The 18,193-nt window shown below is 58.0% G+C and carries 17 protein-coding genes, 1 tRNA gene and 1 pseudogene; 10 read left to right on the forward strand and 9 right to left on the reverse strand.

Features of this window, described 5'->3' with window-relative positions; genetic code table 11:
* Positions 1-95 precede the first annotated feature (95 nt).
* The 3 genes from ACODSV_RS04270 to deoR form a co-directional block, all read right to left on the reverse strand.
* Positions 96-1,112, reverse strand: a complete 1,017-nt coding sequence (locus ACODSV_RS04270; protein ID WP_223817805.1) for a galactitol-1-phosphate 5-dehydrogenase — start codon at positions 1,110-1,112, stop codon at positions 96-98.
* A 42-nt stretch (positions 1,113-1,154) separates the two neighbouring features.
* Positions 1,155-2,129, reverse strand: coding sequence for a substrate-binding domain-containing protein (locus ACODSV_RS04275; protein WP_150053953.1), 975 nt, complete (start codon positions 2,127-2,129; stop codon positions 1,155-1,157).
* Positions 2,130-2,283: 154 nt separating this feature from the next.
* Complete coding sequence (gene deoR / locus ACODSV_RS04280) at positions 2,284-3,042, reverse strand: DNA-binding transcriptional repressor DeoR (RefSeq protein ID WP_041160948.1); 759 nt, start codon at positions 3,040-3,042, stop codon at positions 2,284-2,286.
* A 142-nt stretch (positions 3,043-3,184) separates the two neighbouring features.
* On the opposite strand from deoR, the gene deoC reads away from it, so the two are divergent.
* The gene (gene deoC / locus ACODSV_RS04285) at positions 3,185-3,865 is read left to right on the forward strand and encodes a deoxyribose-phosphate aldolase (protein ID WP_150053954.1); all 681 of its coding nucleotides are present in this window, start codon (positions 3,185-3,187) and stop codon (positions 3,863-3,865) included.
* A gap of 48 nt (positions 3,866-3,913) precedes the next feature.
* Here the strand turns inward: deoC and ACODSV_RS04290 are convergent, their stop codons facing one another.
* Positions 3,914-4,390 carry a kinetochore Spc7 family protein gene (locus ACODSV_RS04290; RefSeq protein ID WP_150053955.1) on the reverse strand — a complete coding sequence of 159 codons (477 nt, stop codon included), beginning with the start codon at positions 4,388-4,390 and terminating at the stop codon, positions 3,914-3,916.
* Positions 4,391-4,614: 224 nt separating this feature from the next.
* Between ACODSV_RS04290 and ACODSV_RS04295 the strand changes: the two genes are divergently transcribed.
* Together ACODSV_RS04295 and ACODSV_RS04300 are read left to right on the forward strand one after the other, a co-directional pair.
* Positions 4,615-4,701: transfer RNA gene (locus tag ACODSV_RS04295), tRNA-Leu, on the forward strand.
* A 166-nt stretch (positions 4,702-4,867) separates the two neighbouring features.
* On the forward strand, positions 4,868-5,077 hold the full coding sequence (locus ACODSV_RS04300; protein ID WP_150053956.1) for a hypothetical protein: 210 nt from the start codon (positions 4,868-4,870) through the stop codon (positions 5,075-5,077).
* A gap of 171 nt (positions 5,078-5,248) precedes the next feature.
* On the opposite strand, the gene ACODSV_RS04305 is transcribed toward ACODSV_RS04300, so the two are convergent.
* Together ACODSV_RS04305 and ACODSV_RS04310 are read right to left on the reverse strand one after the other, a co-directional pair.
* Positions 5,249-5,980, reverse strand: a complete 732-nt coding sequence (locus ACODSV_RS04305) for a hypothetical protein (protein ID WP_150053957.1) — start codon at positions 5,978-5,980, stop codon at positions 5,249-5,251.
* Positions 5,981-6,336: 356 nt separating this feature from the next.
* Positions 6,337-6,549 (reverse strand): annotated as a pseudogene (locus ACODSV_RS04310) (lysis protein); the annotation flags it as partial.
* A gap of 12 nt (positions 6,550-6,561) precedes the next feature.
* On the opposite strand from ACODSV_RS04310, the gene ACODSV_RS04315 reads away from it, so the two are divergent.
* The 6 genes from ACODSV_RS04315 to tnpB all read left to right on the forward strand — a co-directional run bounded on the left by ACODSV_RS04315 (position 6,562) and on the right by tnpB (position 11,082).
* On the forward strand, positions 6,562-6,867 hold the full coding sequence (locus ACODSV_RS04315; protein WP_190300926.1) for a hypothetical protein: 306 nt from the start codon (positions 6,562-6,564) through the stop codon (positions 6,865-6,867).
* Between the two features lie 229 nt (positions 6,868-7,096).
* Positions 7,097-7,618, forward strand: a complete 522-nt coding sequence (locus ACODSV_RS04320; RefSeq protein ID WP_024075685.1) for a winged helix-turn-helix transcriptional regulator — start codon at positions 7,097-7,099, stop codon at positions 7,616-7,618.
* A 22-nt stretch (positions 7,619-7,640) separates the two neighbouring features.
* Complete coding sequence (locus ACODSV_RS04325; protein WP_024075686.1) at positions 7,641-8,750, forward strand: HlyD family secretion protein; 1,110 nt, start codon at positions 7,641-7,643, stop codon at positions 8,748-8,750.
* Positions 8,747-10,312: a DHA2 family efflux MFS transporter permease subunit gene (locus tag ACODSV_RS04330; protein WP_150053959.1), complete on the forward strand. Its 1,566-nt coding sequence runs from the start codon at positions 8,747-8,749 to the stop codon at positions 10,310-10,312. Before ACODSV_RS04325 ends, ACODSV_RS04330 begins: the two co-directional genes overlap by 4 nt.
* 79 nt (positions 10,313-10,391) lie before the next feature.
* Positions 10,392-10,880, forward strand: coding sequence for a PaaI family thioesterase (locus tag ACODSV_RS04335; RefSeq protein WP_024075688.1), 489 nt, complete (start codon positions 10,392-10,394; stop codon positions 10,878-10,880).
* A gap of 52 nt (positions 10,881-10,932) precedes the next feature.
* The gene (gene tnpB, locus ACODSV_RS04340) at positions 10,933-11,082 is read left to right on the forward strand and encodes an IS66 family insertion sequence element accessory protein TnpB (RefSeq protein WP_473091944.1); all 150 of its coding nucleotides are present in this window, start codon (positions 10,933-10,935) and stop codon (positions 11,080-11,082) included.
* Positions 11,083-11,228: 146 nt separating this feature from the next.
* Here the strand turns inward: tnpB and ACODSV_RS04345 are convergent, their stop codons facing one another.
* From ACODSV_RS04345 to ACODSV_RS04355, 3 genes are all read right to left on the reverse strand, one after another.
* On the reverse strand, positions 11,229-14,315 hold the full coding sequence (locus tag ACODSV_RS04345; protein ID WP_150095222.1) for an efflux RND transporter permease subunit: 3,087 nt from the start codon (positions 14,313-14,315) through the stop codon (positions 11,229-11,231).
* Entirely contained in the window at positions 14,312-15,433 is a 1,122-nt protein-coding gene (locus ACODSV_RS04350; RefSeq protein ID WP_024075690.1) for an efflux RND transporter periplasmic adaptor subunit, read from the reverse strand. Before ACODSV_RS04350 ends, ACODSV_RS04345 begins: the two co-directional genes overlap by 4 nt.
* Before the next feature lie 174 nt (positions 15,434-15,607).
* Positions 15,608-16,228, reverse strand: coding sequence for a TetR/AcrR family transcriptional regulator (locus ACODSV_RS04355; protein WP_024075691.1), 621 nt, complete (start codon positions 16,226-16,228; stop codon positions 15,608-15,610).
* Positions 16,229-16,315: 87 nt separating this feature from the next.
* On the opposite strand from ACODSV_RS04355, the gene ACODSV_RS04360 reads away from it, so the two are divergent.
* On the forward strand, positions 16,316-17,782 hold the full coding sequence (locus ACODSV_RS04360; protein ID WP_150053963.1) for an efflux transporter outer membrane subunit: 1,467 nt from the start codon (positions 16,316-16,318) through the stop codon (positions 17,780-17,782).
* Positions 17,783-18,193: the final 411 nt, after the last annotated feature.

An 18,193-nucleotide genomic window follows, 5' to 3' on the forward strand; every position in this document is an offset into this window, starting at 1 on the left:
AGTCCTCCTGCGTCTTGTGCCGCCGACGCTTTTTGTTTTGAGCCCTGCAACCACCTGCATTGCAGGGCTGGGCGAATCACAGCCTAAACCTTGGATCAGGGGCGGAAAATCACCTTGGCGGCCACTTCGCTGCGGTCGGCGTAACGCTTGAACATGGCGGGCAACTCTTCCAACGGCAAGTCGTGGGTGATCATGAATTGCCACTGCAATTCACCCGACGCCAGCTTGTCGATCGACGCGGTCCACTCGTCACCGGGGAACGGCGCCGAGAAGGAGTTCCACGCGCCATGCAAGGAAATTTCCTGGCGCAGGAAGTGCGAAAAAGTCGCGGTGCTGATCGGCACTTCGCCCGTTGGAATGCCGATAAATACCACGTGCCCGCCGGCCTTGGTCAGTTGTACCGCCTGGTTGATCGAGCTCGGATGACCCGCGGCTTCAACGACCAGTTGGCAGCGCGGCAACTCGACATCCGAGGCACCGCTGAGCAAGGTGTGGGTCGCACCGGCCTGGCGGGCCATGGCAAGTTTCTCTTCGGCGATATCGATGGCGACGATGTCCTTGGCGCCCATGATGCGTAGCCACTGGATCACAAACAGCCCGATCGGCCCGCACCCCACCACCGCGCCACTCTGCCCAGCCTTGAAATCGGCTTTCCAGATGGCGTGCAGCGCAATCGCCGCCGGGTCGACCAGGGACGCGGCAATCGGGTCCATGCCCTTGGGCACTTTGATCAGGTTGCTCAGCGGCACATTGACGTACTCGGCATAAGCGCCGTCGCGGCGGCTGCCAAAGTAGTCGTACTGTTCGGAGCGCGACGGAAAGCCACGGGCATACTGGTCGCTGGTCACGTCCGGGATCATCGGCGGCACAGTGACCAATTCGCCAATGGCGTAGCCTTCGACGCCACTGCCGATTTCTTCGATGAAACCAGCAAACTCATGGCCGCAGATCAGCGGCATCACATGGGCGCCCTTGCTCAGCATCCGCGGGATATCCGAGCCGCAGACCCCACAGGCCGCTACTCGAACCAAGGCGTGGCCGGCCTTGACGGCAGGTTTTGGAACATCTTCGACCCGGATATCACCCGGTTTGTACATGACGGCAGCTTTCACAGTGAAATCCCCTGTTGGATAGGCAATGCAGCGGTGAGCGCTTCAGAGTGCGCCGGGACGGTATTCGCCGAAGGTAGCGTCGTGCTTGATCTGGGCCGCATCGGCCTGGGTCACGACTTTGGTGCCGGCGTCGACGAAGGCCGGGATGGTCTTGCCGGTGACCAGGCCACGCGCCGCTTCAATCGCGACTTCGCCTAGGTAACGCGGATCGTTGAGGGCGGTGGCGACGTATTGGTCACCGTTCTGAATGGCATTGATCGCTTCCGACAGGCCATCGACGCCCGCGACCAGTACGTTTTTCTTGCCGCTTTCATTGAGCACTTGCAGGGCGCCCATGGCCATATCGTCGTTGTGCGCGATCACGGCCTTGAGGTCGGGGTGGGCCTGCAACAGATCCTGCATCGCCGTCACCGCATTGGCGCGCATGTATTCGCTGTAGGGGCCTTCGATAATCTTGAAGTCGGTGCCGGCCAGCGCGGTATGAAAGCCCTTGCGCCGCTCTTGCATCACGGTACCGCCGGCATCGCCCTGGATCTCGATGACCTTGCCGCTGACCACGCCTTTTTGTTTCAGCGCGGCCACCAGGGCTTTGCCGGACAGCTCGCCCATCTCGGCATTGTTGCGACCGATGGTGGCGGCGACAGGCGCGTTGATCGCGCGGTCCACGGCGATCACCGGGACCTTGGCGCGCTTGGCGGCATCCAGCGAGGCGCCGACGGCGTCGGGGTTGACTGCATTGATGATCAGGACGTCGATCTTGCGGGTCAGCAGGTCCTGGATATCGTTGTTTTGCTTGCTGATGTCGCCATTGGCGTCGAGGAAGATCAACTCGTCGCCCTCTTTCGCGGCGGCCGCCTTGGCACCGTCACGCAGTTGCACATAGAAAGGCGATTGGAGGGTGACCTGGCTGAAACCGATCTTCAGATCCTTGGCCTGGGCATTCAACGCCAGTACCGAGGCCGCGACAGCCAGTGCAAGGGACAGCACCTGAACAGGTTTACGGGCGATCTGTAGCATGGTGATTCCTATTTTTATTGTTGTCTGGATTCGGGCACTGCCTTCAGCGAGGCAGTGCTCACAAATGTGAACAGCGATCACATTTGAAAAACTATGCCTTGCCCGCCAGGGTGTCAAGGCAATTTTGTTAGAATCCAAACATACGATAAATAAATCACAGCATCAGAATCGCCCCGGCCTCCTCGATGAGCTGCCGCTGCGCCACTGGCAGGCCAACGTCACTGATCACCCGCTGGAAGTCGGCCAGTTCAGCAAAATGCGCCGCACGTACCTGCTCGAACTTGGTGTGGTCGGCCACCAGCACACAACGCTGCGCCCGTGCCATGACCCGGCGCTTGACCTCCACTTCATTGAGGTTGTAACAGGTCACGCCATGCACGGCGCTCACCCCGGCGGCGGAGATAAATGCCCAGGCCACGCGGATCCCCTCAAGGATGCCCAGCTCGGCGCGACTCTCGAAGACCAGGTTGCGCCGATCCAGCATGCCTCCGCACAGGATCACCGTGCAGTGGGGCTTTTGCTGGAGTTTGAGCAGGACATTAAGGGAGTTGCACAGGGCGGTGAACTCCAGGTCATCGGGCAACGCGTCGATGATAAACGGCGTGGTGGTGCCGCAATCGATGAAAACGGTATCGCCCGGGCGCACCAGGCTGGCGGCCACGCTGCCGATGCGACGCTTCTCGACGAGGTTGCGCTGGTCTTGTTCGGCCACCTGGTAATCCGGCTCCGGCGCACCGCTGCGGGTGACATGCCCGCCCAGCAGGCGCAGGCCCTGGGGGCTGTCCACCAGGTCGCGGCGCACCGTCATTTCCGACACGCCGAGCAATGCCGCCATCTCGCGTAAATGCACGGCGGCCTCGCCTTGCAAGGCCCTGTGCATGGCTTTGAATCGTTCGCTTTTCTTTGAATCCACTGCGTTTTCACTCGGTTTGAACGTGGCCGATAGATAACAAGGCTCACAAATCCCATTTACAATGTTATTTATTTAACATTTAATGCATCCAACTTAACACAAACAGGCTTTTCTCAGCACCCTCCCCCACAGGACTCCGACCATGCCCCAAGCCCCCCTGTCCCTCGCTGCCTACATCGACCATACCTTGCTGGCCGCCGACGCTTCCCAGGCCAGCCTGCGCCAATTGTGCGACGAAGCTCGCCTGTACGGCTTCAAGTCGGTATGCGTCAACAGCGCCAACGTACCGCTGGCGGCCGAATGCCTGCGCGGGTCAGCTGCCCTGGTGTGCGCGGTGGTCGGCTTTCCACTGGGCGCCGGGCTGAGTGCGGCCAAGGCCTGCGAGGCACAACTGGCGATCCAGGCGGGTGCGCGGGAAATCGACATGGTACTGAACATCGGCTGGTTGAAAGATGGCTTGCTCGACCAGGTGCGTGACGATATTGCCCAGGTGCTCGAGGCCTGTGGCGAGGTGCCATTGAAAGTGATCCTGGAAACCGGTTTGCTCAATGACGAACAGAAGATCAAGGCATGCGAAGTGTGCCGTGAACTCAATGTTGGCTTCGTCAAGACCTCCACCGGCTTCGGCCATGGGGGCGCCACCTTGGAGGATGTGCGATTGATGCGCAAAGTGGTCGGCGCGGCGATCGGGGTGAAAGCCTCAGGGGGCGTACGCGACCTGGCAACGGCCCAGGCAATGATCGAGGCGGGCGCTACGCGCCTGGGCAGCAGCTCCGGGATAGCGATTGTCAATGGCGCCAGTGCAGTGGCCGACGCCTATTAAGCAAGACCCGCAAGCGCGAACATTCTCGCGCCTGCGGTAACGCGTCGGTTACTTCACTTTGCTGCTCAGGCTTTCAACGCTACGTTTCAAATCGTCCAGGCTACGCTTCAAGGCGTCGATGTCACTTTTCTGCCGGTCAATCGTGCTTTTCTGATCCTGGATCGTGCTCTTGAGGCTCGACAGTTGGCTATCACCGGCGCTGGCGGCGGAACCGCCCTTACGCTTGAGCTCGTCAAGCTCGCGGCCCAGGCCCTCGACTTTGCTGGTCAGGCTTTGCAGTGCGCTGGTGCTACGCTTCTGCTCCGCTTGCAACGCTTCGATATCGCCCACCGAAAGGCTCGACGACTTCAACACATATTGGTTACCCGCCTCCATCGAAGTCGCCGTCAACCGGTCACCGGCCGACGCACTGAAATCCCCCCACTTCACCGCACTCCCCGCCTGCACCGGGCCGACCACACCACCCGCCAATACCGCCACGGCGCCTATTGTCATCATCCAAGAACGCTTACGAACACGGAGCATCAATTGATTCCTTTCCGAACTGCCGGGATGGCATATCGCTATGACTGTCATGTATGAGCCTTGTTCCCGGGTCTCGCACGCCTTTTGCGTTGTTCGTGAAGCCTATGTAGATCACTGATCTATCAAGCTTTTTCATCCAGCCCTTTGCACAAGAAAGGTGCCCGGCCACCTTGCGCCCAGGCGCCTGGATCTATATATTCCCAACCCTGTTGCACCGCGCTACCGCCCGAATGGCGAAACTGGTAGACGCATGGGACTTAAAATCCCCCGCTCGTAAGGGCGTCCCGGTTCGATTCCGGGTTCGGGCACCATCGATATCAAGGGCTTGCCAGGGAAACCTGAGCAGGCCCTTACTTTTTTTGCTTCGCAATTTTTCACCTTGCACCGCAATTTCCATTCCTCCGGCGTCCTGCCGACCTAAATCAAATCCAAGATTAAGACCCCTGCTAAGCTGTTCACTCCAAGGAGGAAACAGACATGCCGAATACAGACCTACTCCCTTCCCTACTCTCCAAGCTCTATGAAAATCAGCTTGCTCTCGAAGCATCCATCATGGAGTTATCGAACTGGGTTGAGCAGCGTGGCTCCGCAGATGTAGCCGAGAACATCCGCGGTGCGCTATACCCCATTGATGAGAATGAAGAGTTCATCAAAATCACTTTGGCTGTGTTGATGGCGCCGGACTGATAGCTCACCGACTCATCCTCATCCACCCGTCGTATCTTGATCAATGTATAGCCAAACGGAAAGCATCAAAGGTGCCTACCGTGGACGCCCTCAACATCGGAAACACCAGCGACTGACAGGCTAAAAAGAGGCCCCACATAGTGAGGCCTCTTTCATTACCCAACCTGCAAATTAAAGCGATTGCAGAGAAATACTCGCGTTTTGAGAGTCCTGCGGACTGTCAGCGTCCATCCAGACGTACTGTGTACCGTCACCTTGCATATTGTAGGAAACACTTTGGATCTGCGTAGCACTGATAGTGACAGCACCCGGCTCCGAAGCGGTAGGCCCAATGTTGGTGACTTGACCCGAGAGCAGCCCGTTGGAGGTTTCATTGACCACGAATACAGTGGCCTTTGCCTCCCGGAACTGGCACGAAATGAATTGAGTAATCTTGCTGGTGATCGTTAGATTCATCCATTTCGACGGTGGTACCGCGTAATAACGGGTGTACTTGCTGAACGGGTACTGCTCACCGTTGGCTTGCAGCGCATTGTTACTCAACCCGCTAGTGTTGGTCGGCATACTGGTACTACCCAACCAGGCTTCGACCTGAGCAATGCCGCTATTGCTGCCCAAAGAAATCGAGATGGTTTGGGTGTCAGAACCCGAGATAAAGCCCATCGAAGCAAGCCCCGCATTAGCCGTAGTACCGGGGACTGTGATTTTGGCCGGCGGTTGGCTATTACTCCAAACCACACTGACGTTTGAGGAGTTGTCACTTTGAGCAGAATTGTAGATAAAGATCCCATAGAGCTGGCCTGGACGGAGTGTGGTACAGGTCGCAGTATCGCCCGCTTTGAGGGTAATACGTTGCCCGCCGTTCCAGTTCAACTCAGCTGCAGTTATACCGAAGCTTTCCATGTGAATAGCCCTTCCTTGCTTGATCATCATTAGGTTTTACGCGCAACGACATCCTATTGCCGCTACGCGTGAATAGGAGCCTAGCCATCCTTTTTATTTCCGCTTGCTAAAATCTAGACTCATTGGCGATAACAAAATCGAGCCTAAAAGCGTTTAAAGATGGCCTTTTGAAACCATTCAATAAAGAGACTTTTCAAGGACAGTCCGATGCTTTCCGCAAAGAGAAATGTCCAGCATTCCTGCCGGTGATATTTCGCCTGAGTGGGTTCCAGAATCGTTGGACCTACGAACCCAATTAGGCAGCAGCCTGATAGAGCGATTCGATGGCGATCGATGTGATCAATAACAGATGTCATTCAGTCTGTGATCTCCCGGGCGTAGGCTTGGCACGCCGCCAGCGCAATCAATCCACCGTCGCCTTCATCGGTGATGGCGATAATTCTTTGAGCATGCGCTGGGTCAAGTTTGGCTCGCGCGACTCCATGAACCACGCCGACGGCGCCGGGGGCGGCAGGCACGTTGCAGCCACCGGCTGAATCGGCGGCGTCAAGAAGGACTGACAGCCGGACAGCACCGAGTTGGTGAAAGAAGCCTGCTACAGGCTCTTCCAGAAAAAGCACCCGGGCGCCATCGCCGTGCAATCCCATGAAGAGCTGAACAACCTGGTCAAGCAAGGCATGACCAATACCGTGGTGGTGCGCGGCGCGTACTACTCGCAAGTCGCCAACTCGACCTCGTACAAGCAGGTCGCCCACGTCGTTGCCATCCAGACGCCTAAAGCTGCTCTGGAAGAGTGGTACCGCGACAACAAAAAATACATGAGCAGGTTGCCGGCGGCGTCCTTCAAGGACCTTGCCAAGCGTGCTGACGGCTGGAGGAATAAGTGATGTCCGATAACACCAGAATTTGGGATCAGGTCGAGACCACCGACCCGGAAGTGACCAAAAATTTACCGGCGCGGGTGGCTTTAAGGGGACCGCTATCGAGCGAAGCGAGCGGGTGCACGAGGGGGCGCACTCCGAACACAATAATAAATTCTCGCGAGTCACTTTCATTATGAAATTCACTGTGTAATATTATTATCGTAATACTTAGCAACAAATCCCGGAGATCGTCATGAAGAAGGCCAGCTTCCAGTCCATGCCCTGCCCGGTCGCCCGTGCCCTGGAGCACATCGGCGATGGCTGGAGCCTTTTGATCTTGCGCGATGCGTTCTATGGGCTGCGTCGTTTCGACGAATTTCTCACGAGCCTGGGGATCGCCTCTAACACGCTGACCCGCCGCCTGAACACGCTGGTGGCCAACGGTTTGCTGGAGCGGCGCCCCTACCAGGACAACCCGCCGCGCCACGAATACCACCTCACCGAAGCCGGCCGGGACTTGCGCCAGGTGATTCTCACGCTGATGGCCTGGGGCGCGCGGCATGCCGAGGGGTCATCCAAGGTGTTTCTCGCCGATGAGGACACCGGGCGCCCCGTGAAACTCGCGTTGATGGATGCCAACACCGGCAAGCCCATCACCCGCGAAGACCACCGCGTGCATGTCGCCGCCGACGCCGAACCATTGAGCCTGTGGCGCGCGCGAACCGGTAGGGCCTACACCGCAAAAGATCAACTGGTCAGCCCCTTCCCCCACTAATACGCAATGAGGTCATTTCGTCATGGACGCTCAAGTCAGCGCTTTGCCCGAACCCACGAAAACTTCCCGGCGCAAACACGTACTGCGCGTGGGGCTGCTGACCCTGGCCGTGGTGGGCGGCGTCTGGTACGCCAGCCACTGGTGGCTGGTCAGCCGATTTATCGAGGACACCGACGATGCCTACGTGGGTGCGGACGTGACGGTGATCAGCGCCAAAGTGCCGGGCTATATCAGCGAAGTGGCCGTGCAGGACAACCAGTTCGTGCACGCCGGCGACGTACTGGCCCGCATTGATGTACGCGACTACCGCACCGCCCTGGCCAAGGCCGATGGCGCCGTGGCAGCGCAACAGGCCGCGCTCGCAAACCTCGACGCCACCGAACAATTGCAACTGGCAGTGATCAACCAGGCCAGGGCGCAGATCGACGCTACCGACGCCGAAGCCCAACGGGCCGGCGACGATCAGACGCGCTACCAGCACCTGGTACGCAGCCAGGCCGTGTCGGTGGAAAGTGCGCAACGGGTCAACGCCGTGTGGAAGACCGCCCGCGCCGATCACTCCCGGGCGCAAGCCGGGCTGATGGCGGCACGCCGGCAGATCGACGTGATCGAAACCCAACGCGGTCAGGCCCGCGCCGCACTGCAGCAGGCCCAAGCCGAACGCGACCAGGCACAACTGAACATCAGCTACACCGAACTGCGGGCCCCGGTGGACGGCTACGTGGGCAATCGCCGCGCCCGGGTCGGTGCCTACGCCGCGGCCGGCAGCCAGTTGATCTCGGTGGTGCCGGCAAAAGGGCTGTGGGTGGACGCCAATTTCAAGGAAGACCAACTGGGCCGCCTGCAGATTGGGCAAAGCGTGAGCATTCGCGCCGATATCCTCCCCGGCCGCGAATTCCACGGGCACATCGAGAGCCTCGCCCCCGCCACCGGCGCACAATTCAGTGTGCTGCCGCCGGAAAACGCCACCGGCAACTTCACCAAGATCGTGCAGCGCGTGCCGGTGCGCGTGCGGCTCGACAGCAATGACGCCGACTTTGGCGCCCTGCGCCCAGGCCTGTCGGTGATGGCAAAGGTCAACACCCGTGAGGCGTTCGAAGACCAGGCCAGCGCCCTCAAGGCCCAGCTATGAACAACCCGCTGCCCGCCCTCAGCACTGCGCAAAAGGTCACAGCCTTCGCCACCATGTGCGTGGGCATGTTCATCGCCTTGATCGATATCCAGATCGTGTCCGCTTCCCTCAAGGACATCGGCGGCGGGCTGTCTGCCGGCGCGGACGATACGGCGTGGGTGCAGACCGCTTATCTGATCGCGGAGATCATCGTGATCCCCATGTCGGGATGGCTCTCGCGGGTAATGAGCACGCGCTGGCTGTTCGCGGCGTCGGCGGCCGGGTTTACCTTGACCAGCCTGTTGTGTGCCATGGCCTGGAACATCCAGAGCATGATCGCGTTTCGTGCCTTGCAGGGGTTCCTGGGAGGCTCGATGATCCCGTTGGTGTTCACCACCGCGTTCATGTACTTCAACGGCAAACAGCGGGTGATCGCCGCGTCCACCATCGGCGCCATCGCGTCCCTTGCGCCCACCCTGGGCCCCGCCGTGGGCGGCTGGATCACTGATATTTCTTCGTGGCACTGGCTGTTCTACATCAACCTGGTGCCTGGCCTGTTCGTGACATTAGCGGTGCCGATGCTGGTGAAAGTCGACCGCCCCAACCCATCGTTGCTCAAGGGCGCCGACTACATCGGCATGGGCCTGATGGCGGTGTTTCTCGGCTGCCTGGAATACACCCTCGAAGAAGGCCCGCGCTGGAACTGGTTCAGTGACAGCACCATCTCCACCACCGCCTGGATCGCCGCTATCAGTGGCGGACTGTTTATCTGGCGCTGCCTGGAAATCAAGGAACCGATTGTCGACCTGCGCGCCCTGCAGGACCGGAACTTCGCCCTGGGCTGCCTGTTTTCATTTATCACCGGCATCGGCATTTTCGCCACCATCTACCTCACGCCGCTGTTCCTCGGCCGAGTGCGCGGGTATGGCTCGCTGGATATCGGCCTGGCGGTGTTTTCCACGGGGGTGTTCCAGTTGCTGGCGATCCCGGTGTACGCGCTGCTGGCCAACCGCTTCGACCTGCGCTGGATCTTGATGTTTGGCTTGTCGCTGTTCGCCCTGTCGATGTGGGACTTCTCCCCCATCACCCACGACTGGGGTGCCAAGGAATTGCTGCTGCCCCAGGCCATACGCGGGTTTGCCCAACAAATGGCAGTGCCACCGGTGGTAACCCTGACCCTCGGCGCACTGGCCCCCGACCGGCTGAAACTCGCCTCCGGCCTGTTCAACCTGATGCGCAACCTCGGCGGCGCCATCGGCATCGCCGCCTGCGCCACGGTGCTCAACGACCGCACCAACCTGCACTTCCTGCGCCTGGCCGAGCACCTGAATATCCAGAACGAATCCATGAATGTCTGGCTTGACCAGCTTTCAGGCAATGCCCAACTGCTCGGGCAAAACAGCCTGGATGCCAACCAGTTTGCACTGCGTCAGCTATGGGCGCTGACGTGGCGTGAGGCGCAGACGCTGACCTATGCCGATTCGTTCCTGATGATCATGGCGTGCTTCGTCGTCGCCGTGTTACTGGTGCCGTTGATGCGCAAGGTACAACCGCCGAAACAGCCATCCGCGGATGCCCATTGAATTTTACCCACAACAGCCGCCACCCATTTTTACCCTAGCCGACCAGCGATATCGTTCCGGCATAAATGGAGAAATATCAATGAATCTAGTCGATGAAGTTGCACCCGGCCTATCCGGACTTGAGACCCTGCAAGCGCTGATTTCTGCCGGGGGACGGCCACCGATTGGCGAATCTCTGGACTTCACTTTTGTCGAAGCCGGTGACGGCTGGGCGGTCTTCACAGGCACGCCCGGCCTGCATGCCTACAACCCGATCGGCACGATCCACGGAGGGTATGCTGCAACGCTACTCGACTCCGCATGTGGGTGCGCCGTTCACTCCAAGCTTTCAGCAACCCAGGCCTACACAACCCTTGAACTGAAAGTTTCATATTTGCGCCCCATTACCACTGAGACAGGCCCGCTCCGGGCCGAGGGTCGTGTCATCTCGGTGGGTCGGCGCGCAGCGTTTGCCGAGGCGACATTGAAAGGTGCCGACGAGCGCATCTACGCAAGCGCGACCTCCACGTTGTTAGTGATGGAACGCCCACAAAGTACAGAACGTACACCATCATCACGGCGCAATTAATCTAATCGGGAAATCGGGGGTGAAATCCCCCCGGGCCGTAGTGCTGCCCTAAATTTCGCATGACGGCTTCGGGATATGGCTGGCGCCGCGCCGATTGAACCAGGACAGGTTCCACTGGCCCGGCATTCGCCATGGCTGCGAAGTGGAATTGGATACCGAGCAACACCACAACCCAAGGGAGAAACAACTCCCATGCCAGTGACTACGATACGTTTGCTTTCCAATGACATTGACTCACCTCATGCGATCTTCGTCATGGCCCCGTTAATCGGGGCCATGATTGGCTGTTGTCTTCGCCAGACTTGAGAGAAGGGCACGCTCACCCTGGCGAATTCATATCCCCCTCATTCAGGCAGGATGTGCGGGTATCGAGGGTTCCCGTGAAGTGTCTGGCTTGATCTTGAACCAAAGGGCATACATCGCTGGCAGGAACACCAGGGTCAGTACAGTCCCGGCGAACGTACCGCCAATCAGGGTGTAGGCAAGCGTTCCCCAGAACACCGAATGGGTCAGCGGAATGAACGCCAGCATGGCTGCCAGTGCGGTGAGAATCACCGGCCGTGCACGCTGCACAGTGGCTTCTACCACGGCGTCATAGGGGGACAGACCGGCCTGCTTATTGGAGTGAATCTGACCAATGAGGATCAAGGTGTTGCGCATGAGAATTCCAGACAGGGCAATCAGCCCTACCAACGCGTTGATCCCGAACGGTTGCTGGAACAGCAACAGAATGGGTACCACGCCAATCAGTCCCAGAGGTGCGGTAGCGAACACCATCATCATTGCCGACATCGAACGCACCTGAAGAATGATGGTGAGCAACGTCAGTGCGATCATGATGGGGAACAACGGCAGCAACGCCCTGTTAGCCTTCCCCGACTCCTCGATCGCCCCTGCCAACTCAATGCGATAACCCTTAGGCAACTGTTCAATAAGCGGTTGCAGTTGCTTCATCACGGCGCTGGAAACATCTGGAGGCTGAAGACCTTCAGCCACATCGCCACGTACAGTGATGGTTGGGGTTCGATCACGACGCCGCAGGATGGGCTCTTCCATTCGGATCTCCACTGTCCCGACTTGAGACAACGACACCCTTTGGCCCTGCGCTCCGGTCAAGGTGAAGGCGTCGATTTTCGAGGGGTCCAAACGCGTGTCACCCGCTGAGCGTGCAATCACCTGGACCGAGCGAATGTCCTCGCGCACCTGGGTCACTGGTGCTCCGGTCAGCAGAAACTGAAGCTGCTGAGCAACATCTGCGGAGGTCAAACCAAATGCCTGCAGACGATCCTGATTCAGTGCCAGGTGAAGTGCCGGGGCACGCTCGCCCATGTCCGTATTGACGGTTCTCATCATGGGGCTGGCTTTCATCACCTCGCGCACTTGGCCGGCGATATCGCGTAGCACTTTCAGGTCCGGCCCCATGACGCGGAAGGCCACCGGATAAGGCGAATAAGGACCAAACACCAACTGGGTCACACGTACGCGTGCTTGAGGAGCCAGGCCATCAGCAACGGCCTGCCTCAGCCGGATCTTGAGCGCCTCACGCTCTTCCTGATTTGCCGTTAGCACGACAATTTTGGCAAAGGAAGGATCGGGCAACTCTGGCGCCATCGCCAAATAGAACCGTGGGGCGCCCTGCCCAATGTAGGCGGTGACTATCCGTGCTTCAGGCTGTTTCGCAACCCACGCCTCGACTTCGGATGCCGCTGCATCAGTTTGCTCGATGGATGTGCCATAAGGCATCTGCACCTCAACGAGTACCTCGGGGCGGTCTGATGTTGGGAAAAATTGCTTCTTCACCACGCCCATGCCGAGAATAGCGACAATGAACAAACCAACCACTGAGATCGCTACGAGCCCTTTACGGCGAATCACCACACCCAGTACGCGCCTGAAACGCAAGTAATTGGGCGTCCCGTAAATCGCGGCATGGCCGCCTTCAGGCACCTTGATCTGCGGTAGCAGTTTCACCCCCAGGTAAGGTGTGAACACCACTGCCACCACCCAGGAAGTGATCAGCGCAATGCCGACAATCCAAAACATGTTGGCGGTGTACTCACCTGCGGTTGATTTGGCGAAACCGTTAGGCATAAAGCCGATTGCAGTGACCAACGTGCCTGACAACATAGGGGCGGCGGTGTGACTCCAAGCATAGGCGGAGGCTTTGATGCGGTCATACCCCTCCTCCATCTTCACCACCATCATTTCAATGGCAATGATCGCATCGTCCACCAGTAGCCCCAGTGCCAGAATCAGCGACCCTAGCGTTATGCGGTCAAAGTCCTTACCTGTTGCGGCCATGACAATGAAAACTGCCGCCAGGGTCAACGGCACCGCCGCAGCGACGACGATGCCGACACGCCACCCCATGCTGAGAAAACATACCAGCAGAACCACACCCAGCGCCGCGAAAAACTTGATCATGAATTCGGTGACCGATGCATCTATGTTCACCGCCTGATCGGTGACCTTGCTCAATGTCATACCTAGCGGCAGTTGCTCGTTGATCGACGTTGTCTCGGCTTCAAGCGCCTTACCCAAATCGAGACCGTTCCAGCCGTCGCGCATCACAATACCGAGCAGCAAAGCGGGCTCACCATTGTTGCGCACCATGAACGTGGAGGGCTCCTCGTAACCGCGCTTGACCTCGGCCACATCGGACAATTTGAGGGTTCTACCCTGCACGGCCAGCGGCGTGTCGCGAATCTTCTGGAGGTCATCAAACGCACCATCGAGCCGAATGAACACCTGTGGTCCCTTGGCCTCGACTGAACCGGCCGACGTCATCATGTTTTGCGCGTTCAACGCGCTAAATATGTCTCGGGCGGAAATGCCCAATGTCGCCAGACGCTCGTATGACAGCTCGACATAAATGCGCTCGGACTGCTCACCAATGATATTGACCTTTTTCACACCCGCCACGTGCAGCAGGCGCTGACGCAAGGACTCGGCCTCGCGAACCAGCAGTCGTTGTGGCTCGCCCTTCGCCTTGAGCGCATAAAGGGCAAAGGTGACATCGGCATATTCGTCGTTGACGATCGGGCCGATGACTCCAGGCGGCAAACCCGCCTCTTCATCACGGAGCTTCTTGCGAGCTTGGTAAAACTCCTCGGGAACAGCGGAAGGTGGCGTGCTATCGAGCAAATAGACGGTAGTGAGAGCCACTCCCGGACGTGTGAAGGTCTCGGTCCGGTCATACCAACGCAATTCCTGCATGCGTTTTTCCAGCTTTTCAATCACCTGATCCTGCATCTCCTGAGCCGTCGCACCAGGCCATACCGTTACCACCGTCATCTGTTTGATGGTGAAGGCAGGATCTTCCGCGCGCCCTAGCTTGAAGAACGCATACAGCCCGCCTATGGATATCAGCAGGATCAAGAACAGCGTGATCGAACGCTCACGCACGGCCAATGCGGACAGGTTGAACCCGCTCATCGGCGCACCTCAGCCACCGCTGCCTGAGCGTTGCCTGCCACCTGAGCCCTGACCTGCTCGCCCTCGCTTAAAAGGTGAACGCCCAACGCGACAATACGATCATTGACATTGAGATGACCTGTCACACGTGCAGTTTCAGCATCACTCAAACCGAGAAACGTTACAGGGCGCCAGGTCACCTGCTCAGGCTCCCGACTCACCACCCATACACCCGGACCTTTACCCGCGTCATAGAGAGAGGCGACTGGCACCTGGACTTCACTATTGATGGCTGTTGGCGTGCCGCCGATGGCAACCGAAATGGTCGCCCCCAGTGTGGCATTGGCAAGTGCGCCCTCCAGCACGTAACGCGCCTCAAATGTGCGGGTCAACCTGTCAGCCGAATCGGACAGTTGGCGCAGATGCGCCTTCCCTTCATGCTGGTCCAATCCATAAAGCTGCGCCGTCGCCGAAGAGCCCAGAGCAGGACGTAGCGTTTCAGGTAATTGAATAACGGCCTCACGTTGTCCGGAATGGGCAACACGCACTACCACCTGGCCTGCAACTACTACCTGCCCCGGCTCCGCTAAGGTGTCTACAACAACGCCGTCGGAGTCGGCCAGCAAGGTTGAATAACCGGTGGAGTTTTTCGCCACATCAGCCTGGGCTTTGGCGGCATTCAGTTGAGCTTTGGCCGAGTCGGCGGCTGCTTTGATTCCTGCGTAGGCCGAAGCAGATACAGCACCGACAGACACCAGATCACGGTAGCGCAACTCGTCATCAGAGGCCTGTCGGGATCGAGCCATTGCTGCGAGCACCGCTTCTTGCTGCGCCCGCGCTGTCAGCGTCAGATCGTTCGCATCAATGCGCATAAGCGGCTGTCCACGCTTGACGCTCTGGCCGGTGTCCACGAGGCGTTCCGTCACCTTTCCGGGCACTCGAAAACCAAGGTCACTCTGAACCCGAGCCGCTACGACGCCGGTGTATAGGCGAGCTTCAGGTACAGAAGGCTGAACCAGGCTGACGCGAACCAAAGGAGCCTGGAGACGAGGATCAGGAGGCTGTGCCTCGCTGCATGCAGCCAAGGCAAACGGCAATAGACCGATGAACATAAATGAAGTGGAACGGCGCTGGATCATAGAGACCTCTTGGAAGCGGATGCGCCATGCTCATCCAAGTGACCAAATAAGTCAACGGTCACGAAACATACAAATGAAAGCCGCCTGCTGATCAAGGGGAGATCAGCAGAGTCGGCCTTAAGTTACGGATACAAGGGAAGTGCGGAGGTGTACAGATCTGCCAGCCAGCGCTTTTTAAGGCATCAGGCTGCGCAGAATAAGGCTGGAAATGAGCCCAGGGGCCTCTTCAACGACGTCAAGGTTGTGCTGCAACAGCAAAGGGTTGATGTAGGGGCGTAGTGCGAGGTGAATCGACTCCACTGTCTCATCCAAAGGCGTCTTGCGCTCAAACTCTCCGAGTTCACGCCCCTCTCGTACAATTTGCAGTACGAAGTGTTTGATTCGCATGTCATAGACCTGCGAGCTGGGCCAGCGCTCCGACGCAGAGAACGCCGCGATGTCATACAGTTTTCGATCATTAAAAAACAGGTCAACCCCTTTGGTTATAAGGCTTTTGACCAATCGTCGAAATCGCTCCGTGGGTGAGATACCCACGGCATTGATAGCTTCCTCCACGGCCGCAATGATTTGCGACAGGCAATTGCTGCAAATGGCTTCACCAATCGCCTGCTTGGAGTCGAAGAACTTGTAGATATACGCCTTGGAAAAACCGATCGCTTTCGCGAGGTCGGAGACTGTTGTCTTGCTGTAACCGTATTGACTGAAATGTTCGTTGGCCGCCGCGACTATCTGGTCTCGGATTTCGTGTTCGGCAGGACCGCGAGTGCTGGACGAGGAAACGGATAATGGGTTCATGCGATTAGCTTACGCACCCGCAGGGCTGTTGACAACTTATGACCAAATCGTAATATGGTCACAAATCGATCATTTCAAAGGTGTCACATGCACCCTTTCCGTTTTGCCGTTTTGCTAAGTTTCGGTATGGTCACAGGCTGCTCGGTGGGCCCTGACTATTCGGAGCCCAAAGTAGAACTGCCCGCGCATTTTTCAGCGCATCCACCTACAACACGAACAGTTGACTCAACCTCCAGCGATCTTACCGTCTGGTGGAAGGCTTTCAATGACCCCGTTCTCAGCCAGTTAATCAATCGAGCCCTTGAACAGAACCTCGATTTAGCTCAGGCAACCGCCAGGATCGAACAGGCTCACGCGGGCTTGGGAGCAGTTAATGCCGCTCTTTTGCCGTCGGCCACCGTCAGTGGCCAAGCGGCTAGAGCGCGACAATCCTTGGAAACACCGTTGGGCCAAGTGCTGAATTCAGATCCATCCTATAACCGCTACGGTAGTGCTTATGAGGCGAATCTCAATGCTGGCTGGGAACTTGATGTGTTTGGAGGATTACGTCGAGGCAAAGAAGCAGCCGTGGCCGACTACCAGGCTTCCCAAGCAGCAGCAGTTGCCACACGGCTAGCAGTGGTAGCGCAGACTGCTGACCTTTACATCAGCATCCGCGGCCTGCAAGCACGCCTGGAAATTGCCCGAAAGCAAGTAGAGACGCGACAACACCTGCTCGCCACCATCGAACATCTCTACGCCAAAGGACTGGCTGCTGAACTGCAGCTGAATCAGACTCAAGGATCGTTGAACCAAGCGCAAGCAACGGTGCCAGTACTGCAGGCTGGCCTTGATTCGGCAATGAACGCTATGGATGTCATCTTGGGTAAGCCACCGGGTACTTATACTGCGCAGTTGGCTCAATCGACACACATCCCGGATGTACCACAATTCGCCAGCCTGGGCTCTCCAGCGGACCTCCTGCGCCGACGTCCAGATTTGATCGTCGCAGAGCGCCGGCTGGCGGCATCAAACGCTCGCATCGGCGAAGCCATTTCCGAGTACTACCCCAAGTTTTCCGTAGGCGCGCTGATAGGCAGCGCGACGTCGGTCTCCAGCGGAAATCTTTTCTCCAACGATGCCAGTCAGGCATCGGCGGTATTGGGACTACGCTGGAGGCTGTTCGACTTTGGCCGTATTAACGCTCAGATTGACTTGGCCAAGGGGCAAGAAGCTGAAGCGTTAGCCGCCTATCGCCAGTCAGTGCTACGGGCCTCCGAGGATGTCGAAACCGCTTTTTCCGCGCTGATCAACCGCGAGCAGCAGCTTAAACAGCTTGCGCAGGGTGAAATTGCTTTTACAAAAGCCCGAGACAGATCATTTACCGCCTATGAAAAAGGCGTGGTGAGCCTGATCGAAGTACTGGGTGCCGATGAGAACTTGTTAGCCGCATCTGATGGCAGAGCACAAGCCCAAACGGAATCGGCTCGAGCTGCGGTGGCCACATTCAAAGCATTGGGTGGCGGTTGGCAACACGAGTCACAAGACCCGCGATTTCTCTCGAGTGCCCAATAACAGTCGAATACCTCACGAAACGGTTCATCCCACTTTACGGCCTTAACTGGCCGTTTTTTTCTGGAGAAATGAACTCGGGGTCAAATGCAGATGTTCCTGAGGTACTGACGCAGTGGGAAGATGCTCATTCCCCTGCATGTCTGCTGGTGGACGGCAAGCCAGGTGCTCACCCAGAAGAATCAGCCTCGCCATCCATAGACCGGTAAAGAGCGTTCCCTTCTGGGTGAGCGCGGAAAAGATACTCCCGACTGACAATCATTATCAATAATTTCCGATTAGCCGCTGAGTGCGCAGGGGAAGCGGACCGTGGATTTGCAGTAGTCGCTGATGAAGTTACCTCCAGGGGTTCAGACCCAACCCTATCTCCCACTGCCCAGGGCGTGAACCTGCATAACCCTGGGAATCGGAACA

Source organism: Pseudomonas sp. FG86, assembly GCF_057808775.1.